Source organism: Methanosarcina spelaei, from assembly GCF_002287235.1.
GTDB classification, from domain to species: Archaea; Halobacteriota; Methanosarcinia; order Methanosarcinales; family Methanosarcinaceae; genus Methanosarcina; species Methanosarcina spelaei.
Window position 1 is genome coordinate 1 of the sequence record NZ_LMVP01000524.1, and the last position, 23,665, is coordinate 23,665.

Genomic DNA, 23,665 nt, shown 5'->3' on the forward strand with positions numbered 1-23,665 from the left:
CCCAGTCCTTAGTCTTAATTAGCATGAAAATGCTGCCGTCAGCATGCATTTCCATATAGTTGTGCATGTTATTCAAGGAATATCATGTTTGTTTTCTGAATTGAGAATTCAGGTAAATTATATAACTATGTTTTCTTATCGCGGTTTAAGGCTTGCAGATTCAGGCGATATTTTTAAAGTTTACGGTATCCTGCATAGCTAATATCTACTAATGCCGGAAAGCCTTAATAAATTTATGTGACGATAGCGTCAAGCTTCTCCAGTTCAAGGGCACGCCTGATCTCAAAGGCTAGCCTTCTTCCAGTACTCATCGGTCTTCTCCAGAGCGAGTTACCGTAAGAATGACCTACTGACATATGCACATTGGTCCCACCGCCTACTCTTGGGGCCACATCATAAATATAGAAGTTAAGATCCTTATCAACGCAGGTCTGCAGGCAGAAAGGCCCTATAATCCCAGGAGAATAATATTCCTGTGTAGCTTTTACATATTGTTCTCCCATTTGAAACACTTTCTCAAGAAGAGACTCGCGCAGGGTTGCAGAGTTATGACCGCAGACCGTATATTCTGGAGTTAACTGACTTTCAGCCAGGGCCATTTGCTGAGGGGCAGGAAGCCTTACATGCCCATCAAGGCTGGTCTCAAAGCGCCAGTCAATTCCAAGAAGTTCCAGCTTGCTCATTTTCGGTTCGATTGGGGAATAAAACATATCAAGATTGAACACAGGACCTATAATATAGCGCTCTATCCTTGCATTCTCAAGGGCATCATGTGTTATAACTCCCTGCTTAATTAGAGCTTCGGACTTCTCCGTATATTCTCTGTAACTTGAAGCGGTAAAAAATCCCCGTTCGAGTTTTTTTACTGCATGTGGGAGCTTTACCATTACAAGCTCATTTATATCTTTTGGAGATTCTATTTTTTCCGGAAAAGGAAGTCCTGCTTTTTCCAGAATCCAGTAATAACTCTGCTGCTCACTGCGTTCCTCGCTCCGTAGAAGGTTCCTGCTTCCTACAAGAGGTATTCTGAAGTTTTCTTCGATCTCATCTATACTGCAGTAGGAAGTAAAGGAACGATTAGGAACGAAAAGCACATTTTCATCAACCAGTTTCTTCTGGTTCTCAGGCAGGAGAATTTCGTTATACTTTTTAAAAACAGCGGTCTCGTCAACAATCCCCCTCTTTACTTTTCCAGAAGGGTCTCTCTGGGCCCTGAAGTACTCGCTATATGTTTTTTCCCTGCCAGCCTGGCAGACAGCAAGAGTCCTGAATTCCTCTTCAACTGCCCCGTCACAGATGTCAAGTCCGGAGTGAGAGCCTATAGTTCCGACTTTTATCTTATCAGCGTGGGTATAGTAGCCTTCAACGATTTCCTTAATTTCGTTCCTGTCAATCATGTTTGATGTTCCTTGGCTTTGGAAATAATTCATTTCAATGAAATGGTAAGATATAACCTTAATAGGTATGATATTCAAACCTGCTACTCAACTGGGATTCCTCAAAACGCAGGTCTCACGACTATTTGCCAGATATTATGAAGTAAAAATCCTGAGAAGTTTTCCCCATTAACGGCTTTACCTATTAAACCCCTTTCTAATATAAGTAACCATTTATATAATGAAAGAAAACAAGAAAACTCTAAAGCCAGAAAAACTTAAGCCAGAACAGATATCTAAAACTTTCCTGTTGATTTCCAGATTCTGAGTTTCCTCTATTTTTGACACTTTTCCGTAGGTTTCCGGATTTTGAATTTCCATAGTTTTTAACATTTTCCCGTTAATTTCCGAATTCCGAATTTCCATAGTTTTTGACACATTATTAAACCGAACTAAGGATAATAGGCGTAATAAAAGTCTCAATTATGGCTGCAACCAGAAGAAGAGGTAAAATCCAGTGAAAATAAAATATTAGTCCTTCTTTAAATTCTCTTTTGATATGAGTAGGTCTCCCTATAAGGGCAGAAAATACCTGGTATCCTAGCCGAAGCCCTATGCCTGCAGCAAGGAAAACCATAGGTAGTTCCAGTATCCCATGAGGAAGAAGGCCAAACAAAATAAAGAGCAGTCCTCTTTCCTGAGCTATAAGATAAACGATAACTCCCACAACATATCCATTAAAGGCGACAAAAAGTATGGGAAGAATTCCCAGAGCCAGCCCGAGTACCAAAAAAAGCAGGCTTAAAAAGGCATTATTAAGAAAAATTGTGAGCATTATAAAAAGAGGGTTCATTGTCATAATAGACGCAAAACGGGAGCTAAAGCTTTCTCTGAGAGTCTCAGCCATAGAAGGAAAACTTGCAGCTGAATTATAGCCAATAAATAAAAATACAAAAAATATAAAGGCCATAAGAAGTGCATAAGGCCAGATAAATTGCAGATATCCTGTAAACCCTCTTTTAGGATTTATTCTGTTACCGTGCCAGTTTTCTGCTGCGCTGCTTGCGGGAAAAAAGTCTTTACCCTCTGTGAGGTATTCCCTATTTTCCATCTCTCCTTCAGGAGTTCCGGCAGTCTGTACTCCATTTTTTATTTTCTCGGAATTATAATCATCATCTCTTTCCATACCTATCCCCACCGTAAATATTCTCAGTTTGTTAAACTCTGACCTAAGTGAATATAATGTCTTCTAAATATCTTTCTATCTCAGATTCCCAGCATCATCCGAATTGTGTTCCGGGTTGCAGGAGAAAGCCCAAGGATCAAAATGACCATTTTTATTAGTACTTTCAAGTTCAAGGAACGCTCGTCGTCTTCAAACTGGGTGTCAAGTACGTAAAGAACCCCTATGAAGATAATAAGCTTTAATGGATACATAACCAATGCGGTGCCAGTCAAGTTAATAAGATATGTGGGCACTACATGCTTTTCAAAGTATCCAAGATGATCTACTCCTATATATGTTGAAGAAGCATCCATCAAGTGAGCCATCAGGATAGAAAGATTCAAGGGATTGGTGAATATAGAGGACTTGAAGTGGCGGGCAATCAGATAAAAGATAAAGGTTATACCTGTTCCTGCCACAATTACGAATACGGGAACGTAAGGGTATACTATACTATTGAAATGCAGGAGGACAGCTAGATTTATGAAAAAACATACGAGCCCTAAGCCTGCAAAAGTAAGATGAAAATCCTTTACAAGCCCTGCTTTCTGCATCCGGATTGAAATCCAGAGACAGCCTACGGTTATCACAAAAACCAAGAAGTAAATATTGGGAGTTATGAGAAGATAACTAAACGGCGGGTGGAAGATATCTGCAGGAGAATCTTCAATTACACGCAGGGAAGACCCTGCAAGTACGAAAGGCAGGACAGACGCAATAAATCGGGGAGTTATTTTTACTTCAAGCTTTTCGAGCAGCCTGAAAACCCCAAATATGCAAATACCCAGTATTATTGCCCAGGTGATGGTGTTTACCGGGTTATACCCTTCATCACCTCTTATAGGGTCAAGATAATAGGTATTAATAAACTGTGAGACATTATCTATTGAAAAACTCATCTTATCACTCATTCAAAATGGCAATATCCTAATACAATCAATACTTACAATGTATATGCCTAACTTACTTCCTTAATCAAGAGGGTAGCATTCTTCCCAGTGCGCGATGTTCGTTCTAATATAAGATATTTCTTCTGGAGGGTCCTACCCAATAAGCGTTAGCAATATTATATAAGCTTTAATGTATTACTATATTTTTATAATTATTTAGGGTATTCTGGTAGTGTAATTATTATACATAACATATACGGAAACAATAGATAATTTATAATGATGTAAACATAGATATTATTCTAATATAAACATGGAAATAGTCATAAATAAGTTCTGAGTAAAGAATTATGAATTATGAGTTTTGAGTTTAAAGAATTATGAGTTTTGAGTTTAAAGAATTATGAATTATGAGTTTTAAGATATCAGATCTCAAATACACTTGAAATAATGTCTAAGATCTAAAAAGCAATTTGAATAGGATATTAAGCTCTAAACTCGATTTAAATAAGATATTAAGCCCAAAAAACGATTAAGAGTACATATTTAAGTTTGAGAAGTAATTGAAATGGAATTTGAAGTACGAAAGTACTTTAAATTTGATATAAGGTCTTATAAACACTTGAAACGATGGGATAAACCTGAAGAATTTTTAAAATATAAATAAGACATCTTATTTGAGACTTATTCCGGACCAGAACTATAAAGAACTAAGTTAATGAGCTAACATATTGAATGTGCAATGATATGCCGCAGTTGCTTATCCAAATTTATGACTTCGTACGTATATTCGGGTTTACAGAGCCAATTTACAATCTATTGTAATCGAATACTGACGCAGGTATGAAATTGACCATTAACAAAAACAGCGCAAAATGGATGCAGCTTCCCAGAGATGTGCTTGTCGGGCACGGCGTGCTTGAGGAAATAGGAGATGTCTGCAGGGATCTGAAAATGAAAGGAAATGCGCTGATCGTAACCGGAAGTACTACAAAGAATATTGCAGGCAAGAGAGTTAGTAATCTCCTTGAAAGTGCAGGTTGTAGTGCGGAGACGGTTCTGACGTGCAAAGCTACTACGGAAGATGTCGAAAAGGTTGTGGAAAAAGCCCTTGAAGTAAAGGCTAATTTTCTCCTTGGGGTTGGAAGCGGCAGGTCTATTGACCTTGCAAAACTTGCTTCGACCCGACTTGAACTTCCTTTTATTAGCGTGCCGACTGCGGCTTCCCATGATGGCATTGCATCTTCCCGTGCTTCAATTGTAGATAATGGGAGAAGTACGTCTGCAGAGGCTCAGGCCCCTATTGCCGTTATTGCAGACACGGAAATTATTTCAGCAGCCCCCTTCCGATTTCTTGCGGCTGGCTGTGGAGACATAATTTCCAATTATACGGCAGTACTGGACTGGGAACTTGCAAGCAGGCTCAGAAATGAATATTTCGGAGCATATGCTGCGGCTCTTTCCCGTATGGCTGCCAGGGTTATTATAGAATGTGCAGATTCGATTAAGCCTGAGCACGAAACCTCGGCAAGGCTTGTGGTAAAGGCTCTTGTATCGAATGGGGTCGCGATGAGTATCGCAGGCTCTTCCAGACCCGCATCAGGCTCGGAACATATGTTTAGCCATGCCCTTGATAAGATAGCTCCAAAACCGGCACTTCATGGAGAACAATGTGGAGTAGGGACGATTATGATGATGTACCTCCATGGTGGAAACTGGCAGGAAATCAGAGAAGCCTTAAAAAAGATAGGGGCGCCTGTAACTGCCGAAGAACTGGGTATAGAAGATAAGTATATAATTGAAGCCCTGTTACATGCACACAGTATTCGCCCGGAACGTTATACAATTCTCGGCAGCGGCCTTAACCCTTCCGCAGCTGAGAAAGTTGCAAGAATCACAAAGGTCATAAATTGAAAAATTATTCTTGTTCAGGCTAGAGACAAAAATGAATGTCTCCTAAAGATACCGGAATTTAAGGCAGGATTCAATCCAGGAACCTAATATTCTATGTCGGTTAAAAAGGACCTGGTTAATCTGGAGTCACTTAATTTACAACCAGGCAATCATTTAATTTCGAGCAGATAATCAAATTTCGAACAGATAATCATTTAATTTCCAATAAAGTAATCATATCTTCCAATAAAGTAATCACAATTTCCAATAAAGTAATCATATCTTCCAATAAAGTAATCACAATTTCCAATTAAAGAATTAATCTCAAATCAAATATGATATTGAACTTTAGATTATCTTGGAATAAGCCAGATGAACCTGAGAAACAGGACACCGGCCAAAAACAATTAAAAAGGAAGAGTTATTATGACAGAAAGTGATACCAAAATTACACTTATCGGATCACGGCTTGCAAGGGAAGGACTGGAATTCATATTTAAAGGTGAGATGCCTGAATGCAAGAAATGCCGGCTGAAAAACACATGTCTTAACCTTGAACCCGGACGCAGGTATAGAGTCGAGAAAATAAAGAGTAAAGACGTCCATGAATGTTTCCTGCATGATAGCGGCGTGCTTGCCGTAGATGTGAGCAAGGCCCCTATCCTGACTACACTAGAATCAAGAAAAGCAGTTGATGGGGCAAGAATCATGTATGAACCTCCAAAGTGCGGCAAGAGGGGATGTGAAATTTATGAGACCTGTCACCCTGAGGGGCTCTCAAAAGGCGATAAATGCAAAATCGTAGAGGTTCTCGAAAACCTTGATTCCAGGTGCGAAGCCAATTATTCCCTGAAAAAGGTGAAATTATCCTGGTGAACGTAAACAAACACATTTTAGTAATAGTAAGATTGATTATCAATAAATAAAAAAGGTAAGAAGCGGTGTTATAAGTGCCTGAACAAGAAATGAACCAGGTCCCCCCCTATGAATTTTATACCCAAAAGCGCTGGGAAAACTGGCTCGGACGGGCAAGAGAGAGCGGTTTCCAGATTAAGGAGTCGGAAGAAGAAGCTGGAAAGGAAAGTGCCATATTCGTGAATATGGTTGATGATGTAATTCTTGCCTGCCTGAAAGTAATTGCACGCTTTGATAAGAGCATACTTTCCAGAGAAAAAGCTCTGGATATCCTGGCTGAGATCCGGGACATTGTACTTTCCGAGGTCGAGCCAATTTCTGAAGATATCAACCTTATGATCGACTCTGTCCAGACCTCTCTTATGGGAGCTTTTATCGCCTTCGAGTGCTATGTTATGGGTGACTATGACGAAGGAGCCGATATTGCAGAGCTTGTAAAATCAGCCATTGAGGCAGAATCCTCGGACAACCTTGAGCTTGCTCTTGACTATACTGCACAATGCGGTTCTCTCGTACTGAAAGGAAAAAGCCTGCCTGAAGAGGTTATGGCCGATCTTCCCTACGGCATTGTTGCAGAATGGCTTGATGGAATAGACTCCATCTCAGCTGCAATGGTGGGAAGTGATAGCTACAAGGAGTTTGATGAAGAAGATGAAGAGGAGTAGTCTAAACTGTCTTACAAAGGATTCCGTTTCCAATTTTAGGAATACGGAATTCCTTTGAAAATTTATGAGAAGTAAACCTTGAAGCAAAAGAAGTAAACCTTGAAGCAAAAGAAGTAAACCTTGAAGCAAAAGAAGTAAACCTTGAAGCAAAAGAAGTAAACCTTGAAGCAAAAGAAGTAAACCTTGAAGCAAAAGAAGTAAACCTTGAAGTAAAAGAAGTAAACCTTGAAGTAAGAATTACGTTTGAAGTAAAACAAGTATATCTTGAAGTAAAAGAAGTAAATATTGGAGTAAATAGACCTAAAATACTAAATACTCCAACAAAATCAAACAGTAACTCAAAAATCAACTAAAAAGTAAAATGTTAATGAAAATCTGGTTAAGAAATTAAAAATTAAAGAATACTTCTGTCTCGAATTTCTGAGCTTTAACTGACATTTCCTGCCATAACGTCATGTTTTTCGACTGTTTTTTCGTATACTTCGAGAGTTTTTTCAGCTATGGTTTTCCAGTTATACCTCTTTTTAAGAAGGTCGTAACCTTTCTCTCCCATTCGGTTGCGACCAAGCCCTTCAAGGACGTAATTAAGGCCCCAGGCAATAGAAGAAGGTTCTTTATGAGCAATAACGCCTGTCCTGAAATTTTCTACGAGGGCAACTGCGTCACTTGCAACTACAGGTTTTCTTGCATCCCAGGCTTCAAGCACTACAATTCCAAAAGGCTCGTTCCGGCTGGGCACACAAACAAGGTCACAGGCATTGAACCAGTCTATTACAGTATTATCAGGAGCGTATCCGAGGAAACTGCAGGAATTTCCAATACCAAGCCTATGAGCCTGATTTTCACACTGAGAGCGCATATCTCCCTCGCCTATTAGCACAAACTGGGCATCCCTTTTCTTCAGGACTTTAGCAGCAGCTTCCACCAGCAGGTCAGGCCCTTTTTGATATGACATCCTTCCCGTGAAAAGCACCACTGGTAGACAGGGATGAATGCCATAATGCCTTTTCACATCTCCAGGGTCGATTTTCCTTTTTATTTTCCCCACGGTTATGCCGTTAGGAATTTCCCATAGCTTGTAATCGGGAATTTTATAGATATACTTGATTTCTTCCTTCAATACAGTCGAGGTTGTGATAACCTCCGAAGATTCATAACCTCCGAGCCACTCCCTATGTGAGATTTCCTTTGCCTCCCACCAGTCTCCATGACGATTTCCGTTACGCCCCCATTCCGTACTGTGGAAGGTCAGCACAAAAGGTAGTCTAAACTGGGTTTTTATCCTACAAAGCACATTTACTGGATGCCAGTCATGACCATGTAAAACATCAAATTCTCCTGCACTTTCTCTCACCTCGAGGAACCGGCAGTACATACCATCGCACATACGATTCATCTGCTCTACGATTCCTCCGCTTTGATCACAGGCAATTTTGTGGTAATAAACCCCATTTATTACCTCATCTTTGTTTTCATTGTCTCGTGTAAACAGATGAACCTCATGCCCCTCTGCCGCAAGAGCATCAGAGAGTTCGGATACATGGGGTGAAATCCCTCCTACACGTATCGAATACAAACTTTCCCAAGTAAACAATCCTATTCGAATCTTTTTCATAAGCTCACTTATCCCTTTTTATTAAAATGGGAGTTAAGGAGTAAAGAAGAACGCAGGCTCCCCCTTGCCGATTTAATAGTTACATTCTTTTATTACTGAGTAGTTCAGTCATACTGCTGATTTATCATATTTAATAGTACATATTAATAAGACATATTATTAATATGTACTATTAATATATAGTAGCCTTTTATAATAATCAATTGACCTTTTATAATAATCAATTGAATTAGTCCGTTTTACTAAAAATATATTATTCAGTTATGTTATTCAGTTACGTTACTCAGTTATGTTATTCAGTTATGTTATTCAGTTACGTTACTCAGTTATGTTATTCAGTTACGTTACTCAGTTATGTTATTCAGTTGTATTGTTTCAATTATGCTTATCTCAAGTTTATTGATCCAGCTCGTCATAATCTCTCTATAATTCTATACTCCTAAGCCTTCAACTGATAGTATAAAACAAAAGGAGTATGACTTTGAGTTACTAACATGAAAATAATTTTGCGTTAGAATCTGGCTTTTATACTTTACTAACTTTATTCCTTTTTAATGGTAGATAAACATATCTGTAAATTTTTGCAGTAACATTGTCTAAAAATTAAAATAGTTCCTCGACTTCTCTATTTCAGTTTGTTTTACAAGCTTCATTCTCCGTGTGTAAGGTCTTCCCTCAAATAAGAGGCTGCCCTTTCCGGAGAAACCGTATTGATATAGCTTCCTGTATTGAGTTCAAAACCTGCATTAATAGAGATCCTGGGGAGCAAACGAAGGTTCAGATGATATTCAGGAGATTCGGAAAGCTGGTAAAACATATAATTAAAGGGTGGGTTTCCAAGAACTCGTCCATAACTTTTGAGAATGGTTTTCAGGATATCCCCCAGAGCAAAAAGAAGTTTGTCACTGCAATCTCCAAGAAAGCCTACATGCTTTCTAGGTAGGAACCATACTTCAAAAGGCCCCGTTGAATAATAAGGAGCAAAGGCTATCCATTCGCTGTTCTTATATATTAAACGGGGAGACGCTTCTTCCAGGTCAAATATGGTACAGTAAGGGCATTCTTCTATTTTTCTGATGACCTTCAATTCCCTTGATAGAGGAGGAGGACAAAACGGCATGGCAAGAAGTTGGCTGTGAAGATGGTTAATCGAAGCCCCTGCGTTTTTCCCGGAATTTTTAAACAGGGAAACGTAGCGTATATTTTCACGGGTCGCATAACTGCATGTGCGGTCTCTATAGACCTGCATGAGTGCTGAAATTTCAGGATTGGAAAAGTCCTCAAGCCTTCTCCCATGTAAAGGTGATTCTACGATAACTTCATGAAAACCATACCCGGATTCAGCCTGCAACCCGTTTTCCCTCTGCTCTTGGGACCCGAGCACAGGAGAAAGGGCAGGATAAAGATTGGGAAAACAGCGGAAATCCCAGTTGCGTACCCTTTTTTCAGGGGTATCTAAGTAGATTTTCCCGTTTTTGTAAACAGCAGTGGCAAGAGGAGTATTTTCCTCGGCTCCTCCGCAAAAAAGGCAGTTTTGAGAGTCGTTTTTCCCACCATCGTTGGCTACAACTGCAAAATCCGAAGGCCTTTTAGCTCTTTCTTCGGCAATTATACAGTATTCGGAAAGAAAGTAATGCTTTCTGATTTTTGACATTTCAGAAAAACCTCATTATATTTCTTTTCGTTTTTTCCGGATATTTTAACTTCTTTGATATTTTAACTTCTCTAATATTTTAACTTCTTTGATATTTTAACTTCTTTGGACATTTTAACTTCTTTTATCATCTGTCAGTCGAATTTTCCTGTTTACAGAACCGAGTTCCGCTTATCAGTTCGTAATACTGTTCGGTAGGAGCTTTCCAGTCCATATCTTTTGCAAGGAGGAAGGCTTCCCTGCAGAGGAGTTTATACTTTACCCTATCTTCTATGAAATTCCGTGTAAAATAACTGACTGCCAGAGCGTAGTCAAGAACTGTTTCGTAATAGGAAAGACCGATATTGTCTACTACTATTACTCCTCCAAGCGCTTCTTTAAGGGATTCAATTGTCTTTATGGCGTCACTGAAGCCGCATACACGGCTGACCACACTTGGGGTTCCTTCTTTTCCGGCTTCAAGCCCTGTAAGCAGGAAGGGGTCATAACGAGAGGGAAAAATTCCTGCACAGCAGCCTGCCATAAATTCTCCAACTTCCATGCCCAACCCTCCGTCCGAGCTTGAAAGAATCTGAGGGTATAAAAGTGCTGCAACAGAACGTTTTCCGCGTACCATTTTTGGAAAATCAAGCTCTCTTTCCTCAATCATCTGCTGGATTCTCAGTTCATTTCCTACAAGCACTTCTTTTGGCAGGTTAACAGGAAATCCTGATGGAAGGTTTGTTTTTGGTCCTTCCGCCGTAATAAGGAAACAGATTACCCTGATTTCCTCCTGCATATGACCTTCGAGAATGTTGTTTTTTATTATGTGCTCAAGCGCAACAAGGGAATCGAGAAGATCCGGGTATCCTTTGTTTTCCACCTCCAGACGAGAGATTGTGAAAATCGGAATTATCTTTTCAGGTTCTATTCTTTCCCCTCCGTGGTACTTATACAGGTTTTCGGAAAGGAATTTTCTGATTCTTTCAAGAGACCTTTCTTTAAGGTCCCAGTTTATCTTATCGGGTTCTATGGTTATTCCGTTTCGAATTACAATCCCGTTAATCCCGTAAAAGAGCCTGGCTTCCTGTCGGGTAGATTCTCCTACTGCAGTAACCGTATCTGCGTATGAAGCCAGAGCTTCAAGGGCAGCCAGGTTTTCAGGCACGCCTGGAGGCCATGTGCTATCATTATTTCTTCTTTTCCGGATAGCGTTGTATCCTGCAGTTCTTCCAGGCAGAGTTGCATGCAGGGTTGCGACAGTATTCACCGGAATTCCAAGTTTCTTAAGCCTGGCTGGAGCATAAAGCACCCCAAATTCATGGCAGTGCAAAGAGACGCCTGGACAGGGAATAAAATCCTGAGTTGAAGTTAGGTCGGATGTTCTAAAATTTTCCGAATTTGTGCTTATAAGGAGTCGGACAAGTTCGGAAATTGCATAGGAGAGACAGAGGTAATGGGTATACTCAGGCCCATTTGGCATATTTTCATATCTCAGGGAATCAAGCCCAAAGTGTTCATAGGCTTCAGCTTTGACCCTGCTTTCAAGGTTCATCTCCTTTCCCTGATACATGGAAAGTATTTTTCCAAAATCAGAGGTTTGAAACTGCAAATAACCTATTTTCGTGCTCCCTATAAACTTGCTTCCTGTAAAAACTTTGATACCTGAGTTTTCAAAGGATTCAAGGGTTTTTCGAAGTTCCTCGCCAGGGTTAAGGGATTTAAATTCCTCCATATCCGTAATCCGGTTTAACCCCCGATTCCAATCTGCGCCCCTGTGAGCATAATAAGGACCTGCAACGAGTATTTCTTTATCTTCTTTTGTATCCAATTGCCCCGAACCAAATAGAGCAGCCAGAGTTTGTGCTTCTTCATGAATAACATTCCAGATCCCGCCCATTTTATTTGATTTAGGGCCTGCTTCCTCTCCGGCAATTATGACAAAATGTTTTACCAATTATAATCCCCCAGAGCCTTTCCCCACTCAGTTGTAGTTTACGTTTAAATTCACGTATGAGTATTAAAGTGTATCAATGGGAAGATAAAACTGTAAGGGATGCAGGACGCGTGACGAGAAGATTGAAGTTTATAACTACGGTTTGTTAGAAGAACTGAAGATAGTAGAGGTTAGAGAAAAAAGGAATAAACATAGAAGCCGCTGGATCTATTGAAGATGTCGATAAAAAGAATAAAAGCGGCTTGAGATACACAGGAAAAAGAATTATTCAAGGAGATTTTTCAGGCACCGAGATCAAGTAGAGCCGTTTTTGTTTTCGCATAGCAGCTTTCCGCAATCCTGACTTAGTTCCAAAATCTAGTGATGAACATAAAATTAAAAATAACTAGATTTTTAAAATTGGTTACAATCCTTTGAACATATCTTCCTGATTTAAGTCCGTAGATAACGAATAACAGATTTGATTGAAGACCATTTTTCTCCTACAAATTCAGTGTTTCAGTCCAAAAATCACTAGATTTTAGACCAGAGTCAGTTACGAAAATGTAACATAGACTTAGAGAAATGTATATGGAGTTTGTGATATAGTTTTTCCAAAATACAAACCCATAAATATAAATTTTTTCAGACCCTCCCGTATTTATCCTCAAGTCTTACGATGTCATCCTCTCCAAGGTAATTTCCCTGCGCGATCTCAACGAAAACGAGATTTTCATTGTCTATATTTTTTACACGATGCACATCGTTTACCAAAAAATCGACAGAATCTCCTGCAAGAACCTTGATCTCACTTTCATTTTTGGTTACAATTCCCTTTCCACTGACTATGTACCAGTGCTCGCTTCTGTGGGAATGACGTTGAAGTGATATTTCACTATGAGGTAAAACAGTAAGTATTTTAACTTTATATCCTGGCCTCTGCATAAGCACCTCATAGTGCCCCCAGGGCCTTTCTGACTCATTTTTGTATTTTTGACTCACGTTTGCATTTCTCCAGAATTGTTTCGTACACATTGATGTAATTATCTATGTCCTGTCAACAGAGGAACGTTTTTCTACACATTACCTACATTTTTTGCGGGATATGGAAACAACCCTCTGCACAGCCTCTGCAGTTCATCAACACTGTTGACCAGAAATTTAGTCTCTTCATCCAAGATCAGCTCAGGCATCGAGCCCCTATTCATTACAATTACCTGAGTACCGCTTTCCATGGCTTCAACCACATCAAGCCTGAAAGCCCCATCATAACAGGCCTGATCCGCAGTATAACCGGCCATTCTAAGTTTTATTCCTGTCTTTTTGCAACTTCTATTGCTTCTTTCGCACCTTTGTCTTTGTGCAGGCGGGATAAAAAGAGGAGGTAACATGAAATTCTTATAATAATACCCCCAAAATACTTAGATCCACAAATTTATTTTTAATTTACAATCTCACCTTTTTTTGGATCATTTGAAATTCCCCTGTTTTCTTCAAACCATCTGCAGTATTCTTCAGGGCATTGTATCTCAGGGCACCCATGTATATACTCCAGTATATCACATAATTTTGCACTGGCCATTGATACTGATACATCCGCACTTCCATAATAAATACGGATTTCATCGTCCACTAAGACCCATCCGCAAGGGAAAACAACATCATTAACGTCTCCACTGCGTTCGTACATTTCACGAGGTCCGAAAACCCAGCCTTCAGACCTGTGAAGCACTTTTCTGGGGTCTTCAAGATCAAGAAGAGCCAGTCCAAGCCGATAACTTGCTTTAGATGTTGTCTGGCGTACCCCATGGTACATTATTAACCATCCATCAGATGTGAGGAGTGGCTGTGGGGATAGACCTATCTTGTTGGCATCCCACCATCCACCTTCTCTGGCATACAGAAGAACCTCATGTTCTCCCCAGTATTTCATATCCGGGGAAAAGGATATCCAGATATTTGCCTTCGCACCCGCCATACCAGATACGGGTCTGTGTAGCATTGCCCATCTGCCTTTAAACCTTATAGGAAAAAGAGCAGCATCTTTATTCTCAGGCGGCATGACAGCCCCAATCCGTTCGAAATTACGGAAATCTTCGGTAAGGGCAAGAGATGGTAAGGGGCCTGAATCTGAAAAAGCGGTATATGCTACAACCCATTTTTCAAGTTCATCTATGTAGGTTATACGCGCATCTTCAATGCCGTATATTTCTTCAGGATAATTTACAGGATCCGGAGCAAAAGTTGGTTCGTGGTCAATTTCCCAGTCGTCAATTCCATTCTTACTCCTGGCTACCGTAAAGTGAGAAAAGCCTCGGTGGTCTTCGACACGTACTATTAATAGAGTTATACCATTAACTATAGTGGCTGCAGGGTTAAACACTGAATTAGCCTGATATGGCCAATCTTCAACATTAAGTATAGGATTTTTCTTATACCTTTGGAATAGTTCTCCTTTGTCTTTCCACATAATATTCTCCCTCATTCTACCTGATTTATAATAGCAGGCTCTTTTTCTTTTGTAGAACTCCATCACTTACTTTGGGCTGGAACGCCTCAATGGTGGATTCATTTGCATATTTATTTAAAGAGCTAAAAGCCATAAGGAAGCAAATTACGGATTCTGCCCCCTGGTTACAGTTTATGCCATCACTGCCAAGTCCGTCAAAGACTCCACCTGTTGAGTAATCGTACATAGCAGTTTGCAAACGATTTCTTCCAAGGAAGTATTCAAAAGAATATCTTGCAAGTTCCAGATATTTTCTGTCACGTACAATCTCATAAGCTGAAACATAAGCTTGAGTCAGATAACCTGCTTCAATAGGCTGCTGGTCAAAAATAGGCTTTTCCCCATTGTAAGAGTACCAGCCTTGATTTCCGACCATATCAAAAAAGTCGCCTTTCCATTGAATCTCAGTAAGAAAGTCAAGGGTTGCAAGACCGACCTTCCGATAGGTACGGTCTTTGGTGTAATTGTACGCCAGTAAAAGAGACTCACTGAGTTTTGCGTTGCTATAGGTTACTGTAGGTTCAAACCAGTTCCAGTCTTCTTTATGGTTAGCCTCATATAAGTCAACCAGGGAATCCGCATGGCTGATAAATATAGATTCAAAGTTGTCTTTGTCTACAAGAGAATCTATGGACTTGACTGTATCTCTACATGATGTGAACGCAGATTCAAATTCATCAGAATCCATGCCTGCCCTGAGCATCTCATACAAACCGCATAACGTATAGGCTTTTGCTCTTGGAGAAACCAGATTTTCGATTTTCTGCCTGGATTTCCTGATCGTAGTATTTGCAAGGATACGCAGATTTTTTGACAGGTAAGAACAGTTCACAACATGTCCTAGCCCGTAAATTGCACGCCCTAAAGTGTCTTCACTGCCCTTTTCATCCAAAAACTCCCTTTTATAACTCATGAAGTTGTGAAAGTGACCTGTGTCGGTCTGGGCGTGTTCAAGAAAGCTCATGTATGTGGTAATTAACTTTCGAAACTCTTCTGCTTTTTTCTGGCTATCTATCAGCTGTGTCAGTGCAACAAGAGCTCGGCCTACGTCATCAGTACTATATCCATAACGGCGAGCCGGTACACCAAGATTAGTGTGCTGGATAATGCCCACATCATCGGTCAACAACTTAAGATGATCAAGTTTAATTTCAGGAAGCTGAATTGGAAGGAAATTAAATCTGTTTTGCATTTCGGGATGGATATTGTAATTCTTTAAAGCCTTTGTAAAAACAGTATTATATTCTTTACCTACATTTTTCCATGTCATTTTTCTGCCAAAATCGTATGCCTTTTTGCGCATACCATTACATTCTTCTGGATTTTCAATTAAGTATAACAGGGATTTTTTAAAGCCGTCAGTGTCTCCGAAATCTACAAGCAGCCCACGATTTTCGGAAAGCATTTCCTGGGCATACCAGTAAGGAGTGGATACTATCGCTTTTCCCATACCCATTGCATAGGTCAGAGCGCCACTTACTACCTGTTCTCTGGAAAGGTAAGGAGATACGTAAATATCACTGGCAAGGATATAATTGCAGAGTTCTTCTTTTTCGACAAATTTGTTGTGGAATACTACATTGTTTTCAAGCCCGAGTTCGGAAACTTTATTTTTAAGATAATGCCTGTATGATTCTCCCTTAATCTTTTTGACCATCGGGTGTGTGGCACCCAGTACAAGGTAAATAAGGTCAGGATACTGGCTTACAACTTCAGGAAGAGCCTCAAGCACACTTTCAATACCTTTATTCTGGCTCAACAAGCCGAAAGTAAGGATAAGCGGAGCCCCTTTCAGATTAAGCATCTTTTTGTACTTACTGCAGTTGTTAAATGGGTAGTCAGGCACTCCATGAAATATTAATTCGATCTTGTCCTCAGGGGCTTTATAAACGTCTTTTAACATATCGACTGCAGACTGGCTCATCACAACCAGCTTTTCGGAATATCTGATGAGTTTTTCTGTGGACACCCGGTACTCAGGTTCAGGTTCCCGGATTACAGTATGCATTGTGGTTATTACAGGCTTATTTATTCCAGATAGAAGGGCAAAAATATAATCTCCTGCATCCCCGCCAAAAAGACCGAATTCATGCTGAAGACATACGATATCGGCACCAGATTGATTTATATAATCCGCAGCCAGGTAATAATCCTCGATCCTGTCCCTCTGAATTTGAAAAACGACTTCGTCAGGATAATTATAAGCTTCGGAAGGATCACTCAAAACAATAACTTCACAATGAACGCCGTTGTTTTCTCTCAAAACTGAATTTAAAAGATCAGAAGTGAATGTAGCAATACCACATTCTTTTGGAATATAAGTTCCTATAAATAGTACTCTCAATTGCTTATTCAAATAATCCCTCCAAACTTACATCAATTTATAGACTTTTGATATCTGGTCGTGCCCGCGAGTTACTTAAAACAGTGAGCATAATAATCTCTCCCCATTTATCTCAAATGTAAAGGAAGTACTCTTTTCTACACAGATCAAAATAGGATACTATCAAAATCTAGATTAAGATAAAATTCCAGATCAAGAGCTCATCCCAAAACTAAAAATTGATTCCCTAAATCTCGAATTTTGAACGATCGGTCGAGTTTTTTGTCATAGGATATAGTTTTGAAATTTTTATTGATTAAAGAAATTTGGTGTTGGGATGAGCTCATACATAAGAATTTCAGTCAATGGATTCTTAAAAAATACAAAGTTTTGTAGTCCAAGATATTAAAAATCTCAATATTCTTCATGCAAACTCCTCATCCGTAAATCATTATTGAATCGAGTCTTGCAGTACCTACTTTTGTCCAGTAATTGCAAATACTACAATACTGAGTCTCCCCATTTGAGCACAATTTCAGGTTAGTGTAGCATTTTGGACATATTTTTAGATGTCTCATGAATAAAACTCCTTGAATTTCTATTTTAATTTTGAGCTCATTCCAAAACTCAAAATTGGTTCCCTAAATCTTGAATTTTAAACGATTAATCAAGTTTTGGGATGAGCTCCAAGCTAAAATAACGGCATTTATCAATTTTATAGAATTAATGCCTAAATTTTCAGAGGAAGATTTATTGAAAAACTTAAACACAAGAATCTTTTTACATTTTTTCTTAACATGTAAATTGTGCCCGATTTCTCAGATTTAATTAATACTCATGGCCAAAACCTATTATTTAGGTGTTTCTTTTTAACGTCTTGATTTGATATTTTCTCGTCTTTTAGTGATGCACTAATTTTGCCTGCTGCTCCTGCTGCAATAATCTTGTCTGTTTCGCTCATTACCTATATAAATTTTTTACGTATACAGGTTTTGAATTTAGAGCTCCAAATATCCCATTTAAGCTTTCTCAAATATTCCATATGAGCATTTTATGCATTGAAGATATAAATTTAGAGACTCCAAATAACTAGTAAGTTATAATAGTAGTTGAATGTATAAATAACCATTGATTTATTAAATTTATTTTAAATGAAGAAAACGATCAAAATTTAGTTCCTAAGCTGTAATGCAAAATATGAAAGCTGTAGAGAAAAATATGGCTTCTAATCTGAATCTTTGGGAGCCGCTACAGGGCCAATACAAAAGAGACTATAAACTGTTATGATAGCAACATTTTAGGTATAATGTTGCTGTCCTTAAATAGTTGAACATAGAAACTGCTGAGGTATGATAAAAAACTTAAATGTAAGAATTATTTTACCAATTAATCGGCCATATTCATTTATTGAAAGAATATATTCTTGGCAAATTTTATCCCCATGTTATATGCCAATAAGAGTACAACCACAGCTGTTACTAACACTACAAAAAAGGGTACCACGAAAACATTCAGTATCTTTTTAACACTCAGTATCTTTTTGATTTTGTCAAACATTTTCTTTCCCATCAGCTATTATTCCTAGGATCGTTAGGGTGAGTTATTGAAATACGAAAACACAATACCATCTCTACATTTTCCAAACGTGGGCTTGTTTGCGTGATGAAAATTGTGCCTGGTTTTTCAGATTAAGTCAATACAACTTAAAGAAACGGATAAAACTGAGTTTTTGAAAAAGCATTGTACTTTAACAACCTAGGGCCTCAAGTTTATGGTTTCTTAACTGCGTAAGTCCTAATCAATAACTCACGGATAAGAATATTATTCATTGGTCATCGGTTAAGGAATTTTCTTGCCTGAAAGCTATCGATTTTGCATTAGAAGCCGTCCTTAAATTTTGGTCTATTTACATAAAATCGATACCCTATTCCAGCTCATAATGCATTAAAATTTTGGGCAAATGTTGTTGAAATTGATGCAATTTGTCACGATTCCTCACTTAACCGAAGACGCATGGAATATTATTTAGATGTCTCTATTTTGACTTCTGAACTTAATACTTTCTCATCTTTTAGTGCTACATCGGTTTTGCCTACAACTTCCGGCGCAATATTTTTGTCTGTTTCACTCATGGTTTTTACCTCTGTATATCTTTTATGCAGGTGAGCCATAAATTTAGCTCCCCAAATATCCCATTTTAGCTTTCTCAAGTATTCCATATGAGCCTTTCATGCAGGAGAGTTATAAATCTTGATTCCCCAATTATCCTGCACGACTTGACAGTATTTAAACCTATAAATAGTCATGTATCTTTTAAATTTATTTCAACTGAAAAACGATCAAAATTTGGTGCCTAAGTTGTAATGCAAAATATGAAAGATGTAGCGAAAATGTAGCTTCTAATCCGAATCTTTGGAAAACGCTATAGAGTTGACACAACAGAGACTATAAACCGTTATGATAGCAACATTTTAGGGTAAATGTCACTATCCACAAAAATAAAAAAACATGTATCTTTTTTGACACTCCAAAACGTCCTGCCATTTCTTTATATGTTCTCTTTTCTATGTCTATGTTGATAACGTCAACATTAGAAATAAATTAATTTCTTTGGACAAATACATTAACATACATGTTCAAACGTTTATAGTACCCATCAATACTATATATTCAGATAGAAAAATATTTAGTGAATACATATGTATATATAGATATAACGATCTATAGAATAGATTGCTGAGATACAATATAGATTGTCGAGCTATAGTATTTTGGTGACCGATCATAACTCGACTAACCGTTTAATGGAAAACTAATATGATTGGAAGTTAAATTGGCCATCATTTTAAAAATGATGCAGATAAACAAACAAAGGAGTGTAATATATGATAGACAACAAGAAAGTAGAGCCTATAAAGGAAGATGCAAAAGAAAAAGTCGAGCCAACAAAAACCGCAGAAGAAAGCGTAAAAAAATAAAGTAAGCGGTTTCTTTGGAGAAGCTTCGCAAGAAGCCTATCCCATCCATATTATCTAAAATCAGTAATTCACATACCAATAATTCACAAGCAAGACAATGGGTGAATAAAATGTTAAAACAAATAAAAAAATATTTACTGTTTTGTCGGCAGTCAATTGCTAGTAGAATTAATAGTATCCTTTCATTTGCATTCGGTTAAGGAATCTGTTCAGGTTAAAATGACTACTGCAATTATCTATTCATCTCGATTTACATTTATAGGTTTACAGAAACGGCAATGAAAATAACACATTTCTTATAGATCGTATCCTAACCGAATAAAAATGAATATCCTTTGACGATAATAGTACGTTTTTTGACTCTATAAGAGATTAAAAAGATCTATAAATACATTTTATAGATTTATCTGAAATTTGTTTTTTAATATAAAGGGGTAATTAAAAATGTTTAAAGAACATTCAACAGGAACACATCCAATGATGCATGATGAACCAATATCTGAGATTTGGGGATTTTTGACTGAAGAACAGAAAAAGAAAGTTGCAGTAATGAAGATGGATATGAAAATACAATGGATGGAAACAAGAATAAATGATATGGAAAAGATGATCGAGCTAAAGAAAAAAGCTATAGCTAACATCCGAATGGTTCAAGAAATGATCAAACCAGGAAAATAAACTCGAAAAAAGTCAATATTGAAATAACTGGTTTTCTGGTTTTTTAGCTGGATATATAACATAATTAGAATAAACGGTTCTAAATTATTGTGAAAATCAGTGTAATTTCTCATGATTCCTTACTTAGAGACGGCCTTAAAATTCAAACCCTTTCTACAATTGGATAATGGTCAACGTAACTTTAAACTCATACCGTAAATTTCCAAAATTCAGGTACACATTGACCTTAAGGAAATACTTTATTCTATATAATTTACGCACAAGAGGTATAAAACCCACTTTCCGCAGTAAATTTTTTGATTTCATGATTTTTCCCGTTACCGATTTTCGATATAACATAGATTTATCGAACTTTTTTGCAGGAAGTAAAAGCAACTATATGGTGTATTTAGAGACCAAAAACGATATCATTCAATTTTCACCAAATGCCGTTAAATGTTCAAATTATTTGCACTTGTTCTAAAAACACTATCAGGAAAAATGTTGATTTTCGAAAAAATACTGCGGAATGTAAGCTAAAATCAAGTACACTGTACATCATGATTAAAACTTACATTGTAAACATTTAACTGTTTAATTTACTATTTTTCAGTTCATTTTCAGTTCAAATACATAAGCCATATCCCAATTGTAGAATCAAATTTAATTTTAAGACAGGCTCTTAGACCAGGGGGTGATTGAGATGTCGAAAATACTTTTCATGCTCGAAAATGCTTATTCATCATAGAGATAATCATTATTTATAATTATAGTATATTTTTCACTGAGAATAGATTTATATAATATATTGTTTTATTACTTCATATATTAACTGATCTAATTATATATACTTCTGACTAGGACTTTATAGTTTTTAATGGGGGTCTAAAAGTCCGCAATCATGAAATGGCCATCAATTGATACGTGTCATCCTGAAAATCAAGTCCTGATAAAATAGAACTTATGCAATTGATGCATAAAATCAAATACAATAGATTTTGCGGTTAAAGCTGTCATTTAAACAATCGAAAGTTCAATGCTATTGATTCCTCAGTTCAACTACGTAAGTCCTAAAACACAAAAGAAGATACATCCTCGATGTAGTTCTACAAAAGTGGAAGTTAGATGTTACTCAAAGAAAACAAAATCATAGAAAAAATTTGTGAAATCCCGGTTACACTTGAAGACGTCTCCGAAAGCATCTTTTCAGGTGTAAGTACAAAAAATATTATGATGCATAGGCTTCTTTCTCCTGAGGAAGGCGGTTCAGACTCATATTATCTTTGCGAAGGCCTGTGTAAACCTGTATTTTCAGAACCTGAAATTGTCTATCCATATGTATCAGGAGCATTTTCCAATAAATTTGCGTTTCGCCCTTCACCTTACCACTTTATGCTGCCTTATGAGCTGTTCTATGGGAGTAAAAAGAAAGAATACAGAGTTATTCCTCCTGAAGACATAAAGACCAGATTCCCTCAGGCTTACGAGAGAATTATGGAATTCAAAAATGAGTTTCGTCACGATACCTCCTCTCTTAAAGTAGCAGATTATAGTATAAATGGAAGTAAACTCCTGGAGTATCTTAACACTCCTAAAATCATTGCAACTGAAGGTTATCATTTACAGGCTGCATACGATGCAACTGGAAATCATGTGTTTAGAAAAGGTTGTGGGATTGTTCTCAAAGACTCGGATAGATATCCTTATGTTACTGCCGTTCTTAACAGCCCGATTGCCAGACTCTTTCCCACAGTGTGCAAGTCTGAAATGATTTTCTCGAGTTATACAGATCCTGCAGTGATAAAACGTTTTCCGATAGTATTTCCGGATGACAAGCTAACCGAAGATCTCATAAATACTACTTTCAGTTACCTTGCGTTCCTCAACAGGCAGAAATACGCAACAGACTACGGAGTTCCGGAGTGGCTTCAGGAGCTTGTAAGTTTCTATGAGCAGATCTCAAGCCTCCTGATTCTGGATACGTACTTTATAAACGACCTTGATCCAAAACTTCTGGATGCCCTTGCAGAAAATATTCACCCATATGCAGGAGAGATTGAATCTGAAAATAGTGATAGCCTGCTGAGCGCGTTATATTACATGAAGCAGCAGATTATTGAAACCTCAGAATTTGAGAAATACGACCCTGTTCCAAAATCCAGTGATTTTTACATTTCTTGATTGAAAATCTGAATTAGCAAGAAGAATCTGATTTTCATCAAAATCAGTATTCGATATCTAAAGACTTCAAACCCGAAGTCGTATTACAAGGATTGTGACCAGTTACAAAATCCAGTGATTTTGAGTTTCACATCCATCACTGGATTTTGGTACTGAGTTGAAATACAGATTAAATATAGAATTACCTTACATCCTAAATTATTCACAGAGCAACAGCGAATGGTGAGTAATTTCTTTTTAGATTTATCCCTTATCTGACAGAAGTATACATTTTATAATGTAGATATGGGCTTCAAGCTTCTTTTTTCTTCATACAATTCAAAGTTCTATCTTGTATATTTTGATTGACATTTTTCATTTTTCCGGAAGATTCTGTGCCAATAGAACGCGTTTTCTGCAAGAAAATACTGTACTAATTCAGAGTCCTTAAAAATTGGTCCGCTTTTTAAGGATTAATGAGCTTTATTTGTTACTATTCAGGTAGCCTTTTTAGGGCTACACAATTTTTCCTCTTTTCGAGGAAAAATTGGATTTACAATGAGTTATTTCTATCTTTGATGAAACGTGAAGAGATTCTTGCTCTGTGTACTTCAAATCCTGAAGTTATTGCAACTTACATTGAGAGTCTTGAATCTCAAATAAAACAGCTTAGTGAAAAATTGCAAGTTTTAGAATCTCGCTTAAATCAAAATAGCAGAAACAGCAGTAAACCTCCTTCTACTGATTTTTTTGTCAAAGGAAAACCTAATCCCAAGAGTCTCCGTAAAAAGAGCGAAAAGAACCCTGGAGGTCAAGAAGGTCATCCAGGAACAACTCTTAAAATGGTTGATAATCCTGATTAGGTAATAGAGCATTCTTTGAACTGCTGC

At 37.8% G+C, this 23,665-nt stretch carries 17 protein-coding genes and 1 pseudogene; 6 read left to right on the forward strand and 12 right to left on the reverse strand.

Features of this window, described 5'->3' with window-relative positions; translation table 11 throughout:
- Nucleotides 1-233: 233 nt before the first annotated feature.
- From ASJ81_RS18595 to ASJ81_RS18610, 3 genes are all read right to left on the reverse strand, one after another.
- Complete coding sequence (locus ASJ81_RS18595) at nt 234-1,397, reverse strand: formate--phosphoribosylaminoimidazolecarboxamide ligase family protein (protein ID WP_095645657.1); 1,164 nt, start codon at nt 1,395-1,397, stop codon at nt 234-236.
- 421 nt (nt 1,398-1,818) lie between these two features.
- Nucleotides 1,819-2,562 carry a stage II sporulation protein M gene (locus tag ASJ81_RS18605; RefSeq protein WP_095645659.1) on the reverse strand — a complete coding sequence of 248 codons (744 nt, stop codon included), beginning with the start codon at nt 2,560-2,562 and terminating at the stop codon, nt 1,819-1,821.
- An 80-nt stretch (nt 2,563-2,642) separates the two neighbouring features.
- Nucleotides 2,643-3,500, reverse strand: a complete 858-nt coding sequence (locus ASJ81_RS18610; RefSeq protein WP_095645660.1) for a DUF63 family protein — start codon at nt 3,498-3,500, stop codon at nt 2,643-2,645.
- An 834-nt stretch (nt 3,501-4,334) separates the two neighbouring features.
- Between ASJ81_RS18610 and ASJ81_RS18615 the strand changes: the two genes are divergently transcribed.
- From ASJ81_RS18615 to ASJ81_RS18625, 3 genes are all read left to right on the forward strand, one after another.
- Nucleotides 4,335-5,405 (forward strand): NAD(P)-dependent glycerol-1-phosphate dehydrogenase, encoded by a 1,071-nt coding sequence (locus tag ASJ81_RS18615; protein WP_095645661.1) that lies wholly within the window; start codon nt 4,335-4,337, stop codon nt 5,403-5,405.
- A 405-nt stretch (nt 5,406-5,810) separates the two neighbouring features.
- Complete coding sequence (locus ASJ81_RS18620; protein ID WP_048109029.1) at nt 5,811-6,260, forward strand: UPF0179 family protein; 450 nt, start codon at nt 5,811-5,813, stop codon at nt 6,258-6,260.
- Nucleotides 6,261-6,334: 74 nt separating this feature from the next.
- Nucleotides 6,335-6,964 carry a DUF2150 family protein gene (locus ASJ81_RS18625; RefSeq protein WP_095645662.1) on the forward strand — a complete coding sequence of 210 codons (630 nt, stop codon included), beginning with the start codon at nt 6,335-6,337 and terminating at the stop codon, nt 6,962-6,964.
- A 427-nt stretch (nt 6,965-7,391) separates the two neighbouring features.
- On the opposite strand, the gene ASJ81_RS18635 is transcribed toward ASJ81_RS18625, so the two are convergent.
- The 9 genes from ASJ81_RS18635 to ASJ81_RS18665 all read right to left on the reverse strand — a co-directional run bounded on the left by ASJ81_RS18635 (nt 7,392) and on the right by ASJ81_RS18665 (nt 19,199).
- A complete protein-coding gene (locus ASJ81_RS18635; protein WP_095645664.1) occupies nt 7,392-8,579 on the reverse strand; it encodes a glycosyltransferase family 4 protein in 1,188 nt (395 codons plus the stop codon).
- A gap of 649 nt (nt 8,580-9,228) precedes the next feature.
- Nucleotides 9,229-10,233: a galactose-1-phosphate uridylyltransferase gene (locus ASJ81_RS18640; RefSeq protein WP_095645665.1), complete on the reverse strand. Its 1,005-nt coding sequence runs from the start codon at nt 10,231-10,233 to the stop codon at nt 9,229-9,231.
- A 127-nt stretch (nt 10,234-10,360) separates the two neighbouring features.
- Nucleotides 10,361-12,169: a glycosyltransferase family 4 protein gene (locus tag ASJ81_RS18645; protein WP_095645666.1), complete on the reverse strand. Its 1,809-nt coding sequence runs from the start codon at nt 12,167-12,169 to the stop codon at nt 10,361-10,363.
- A gap of 624 nt (nt 12,170-12,793) precedes the next feature.
- Complete coding sequence (locus tag ASJ81_RS23970; RefSeq protein WP_245860306.1) at nt 12,794-13,150, reverse strand: phosphomannose isomerase type II C-terminal cupin domain; 357 nt, start codon at nt 13,148-13,150, stop codon at nt 12,794-12,796.
- 74 nt (nt 13,151-13,224) lie between these two features.
- On the reverse strand, nt 13,225-13,449 hold the full coding sequence (locus ASJ81_RS23975; RefSeq protein ID WP_245860308.1) for a glycosyltransferase: 225 nt from the start codon (nt 13,447-13,449) through the stop codon (nt 13,225-13,227).
- Between the two features lie 140 nt (nt 13,450-13,589).
- Nucleotides 13,590-14,621, reverse strand: a complete 1,032-nt coding sequence (locus ASJ81_RS18655) for a glycoside hydrolase family 130 protein (protein WP_170943400.1) — start codon at nt 14,619-14,621, stop codon at nt 13,590-13,592.
- Between the two features lie 22 nt (nt 14,622-14,643).
- Entirely contained in the window at nt 14,644-17,013 is a 2,370-nt protein-coding gene (locus tag ASJ81_RS18660) for a glycosyltransferase family 4 protein (RefSeq protein ID WP_095645667.1), read from the reverse strand.
- 404 nt (nt 17,014-17,417) lie between these two features.
- Nucleotides 17,418-17,558, reverse strand: coding sequence for a hypothetical protein (locus tag ASJ81_RS23025; protein WP_170943399.1), 141 nt, complete (start codon nt 17,556-17,558; stop codon nt 17,418-17,420).
- Nucleotides 17,559-19,001: 1,443 nt separating this feature from the next.
- Nucleotides 19,002-19,199, reverse strand: a complete 198-nt coding sequence (locus ASJ81_RS18665; protein ID WP_095645668.1) for a hypothetical protein — start codon at nt 19,197-19,199, stop codon at nt 19,002-19,004.
- A 1,203-nt stretch (nt 19,200-20,402) separates the two neighbouring features.
- Between ASJ81_RS18665 and ASJ81_RS18670 the strand changes: the two genes are divergently transcribed.
- The 3 genes and pseudogenes from ASJ81_RS18670 to ASJ81_RS18680 all read left to right on the forward strand — a co-directional run.
- Complete coding sequence (locus ASJ81_RS18670) at nt 20,403-20,636, forward strand: hypothetical protein (protein ID WP_245860310.1); 234 nt, start codon at nt 20,403-20,405, stop codon at nt 20,634-20,636.
- 1,104 nt (nt 20,637-21,740) lie between these two features.
- The gene (locus ASJ81_RS18675; RefSeq protein ID WP_095645669.1) at nt 21,741-22,796 is read left to right on the forward strand and encodes a hypothetical protein; all 1,056 of its coding nucleotides are present in this window, start codon (nt 21,741-21,743) and stop codon (nt 22,794-22,796) included.
- 554 nt (nt 22,797-23,350) lie between these two features.
- Nucleotides 23,351-23,635: pseudogene (locus tag ASJ81_RS18680) on the forward strand (DUF6444 domain-containing protein); the annotation flags it as partial.
- Nucleotides 23,636-23,665: the final 30 nt, after the last annotated feature.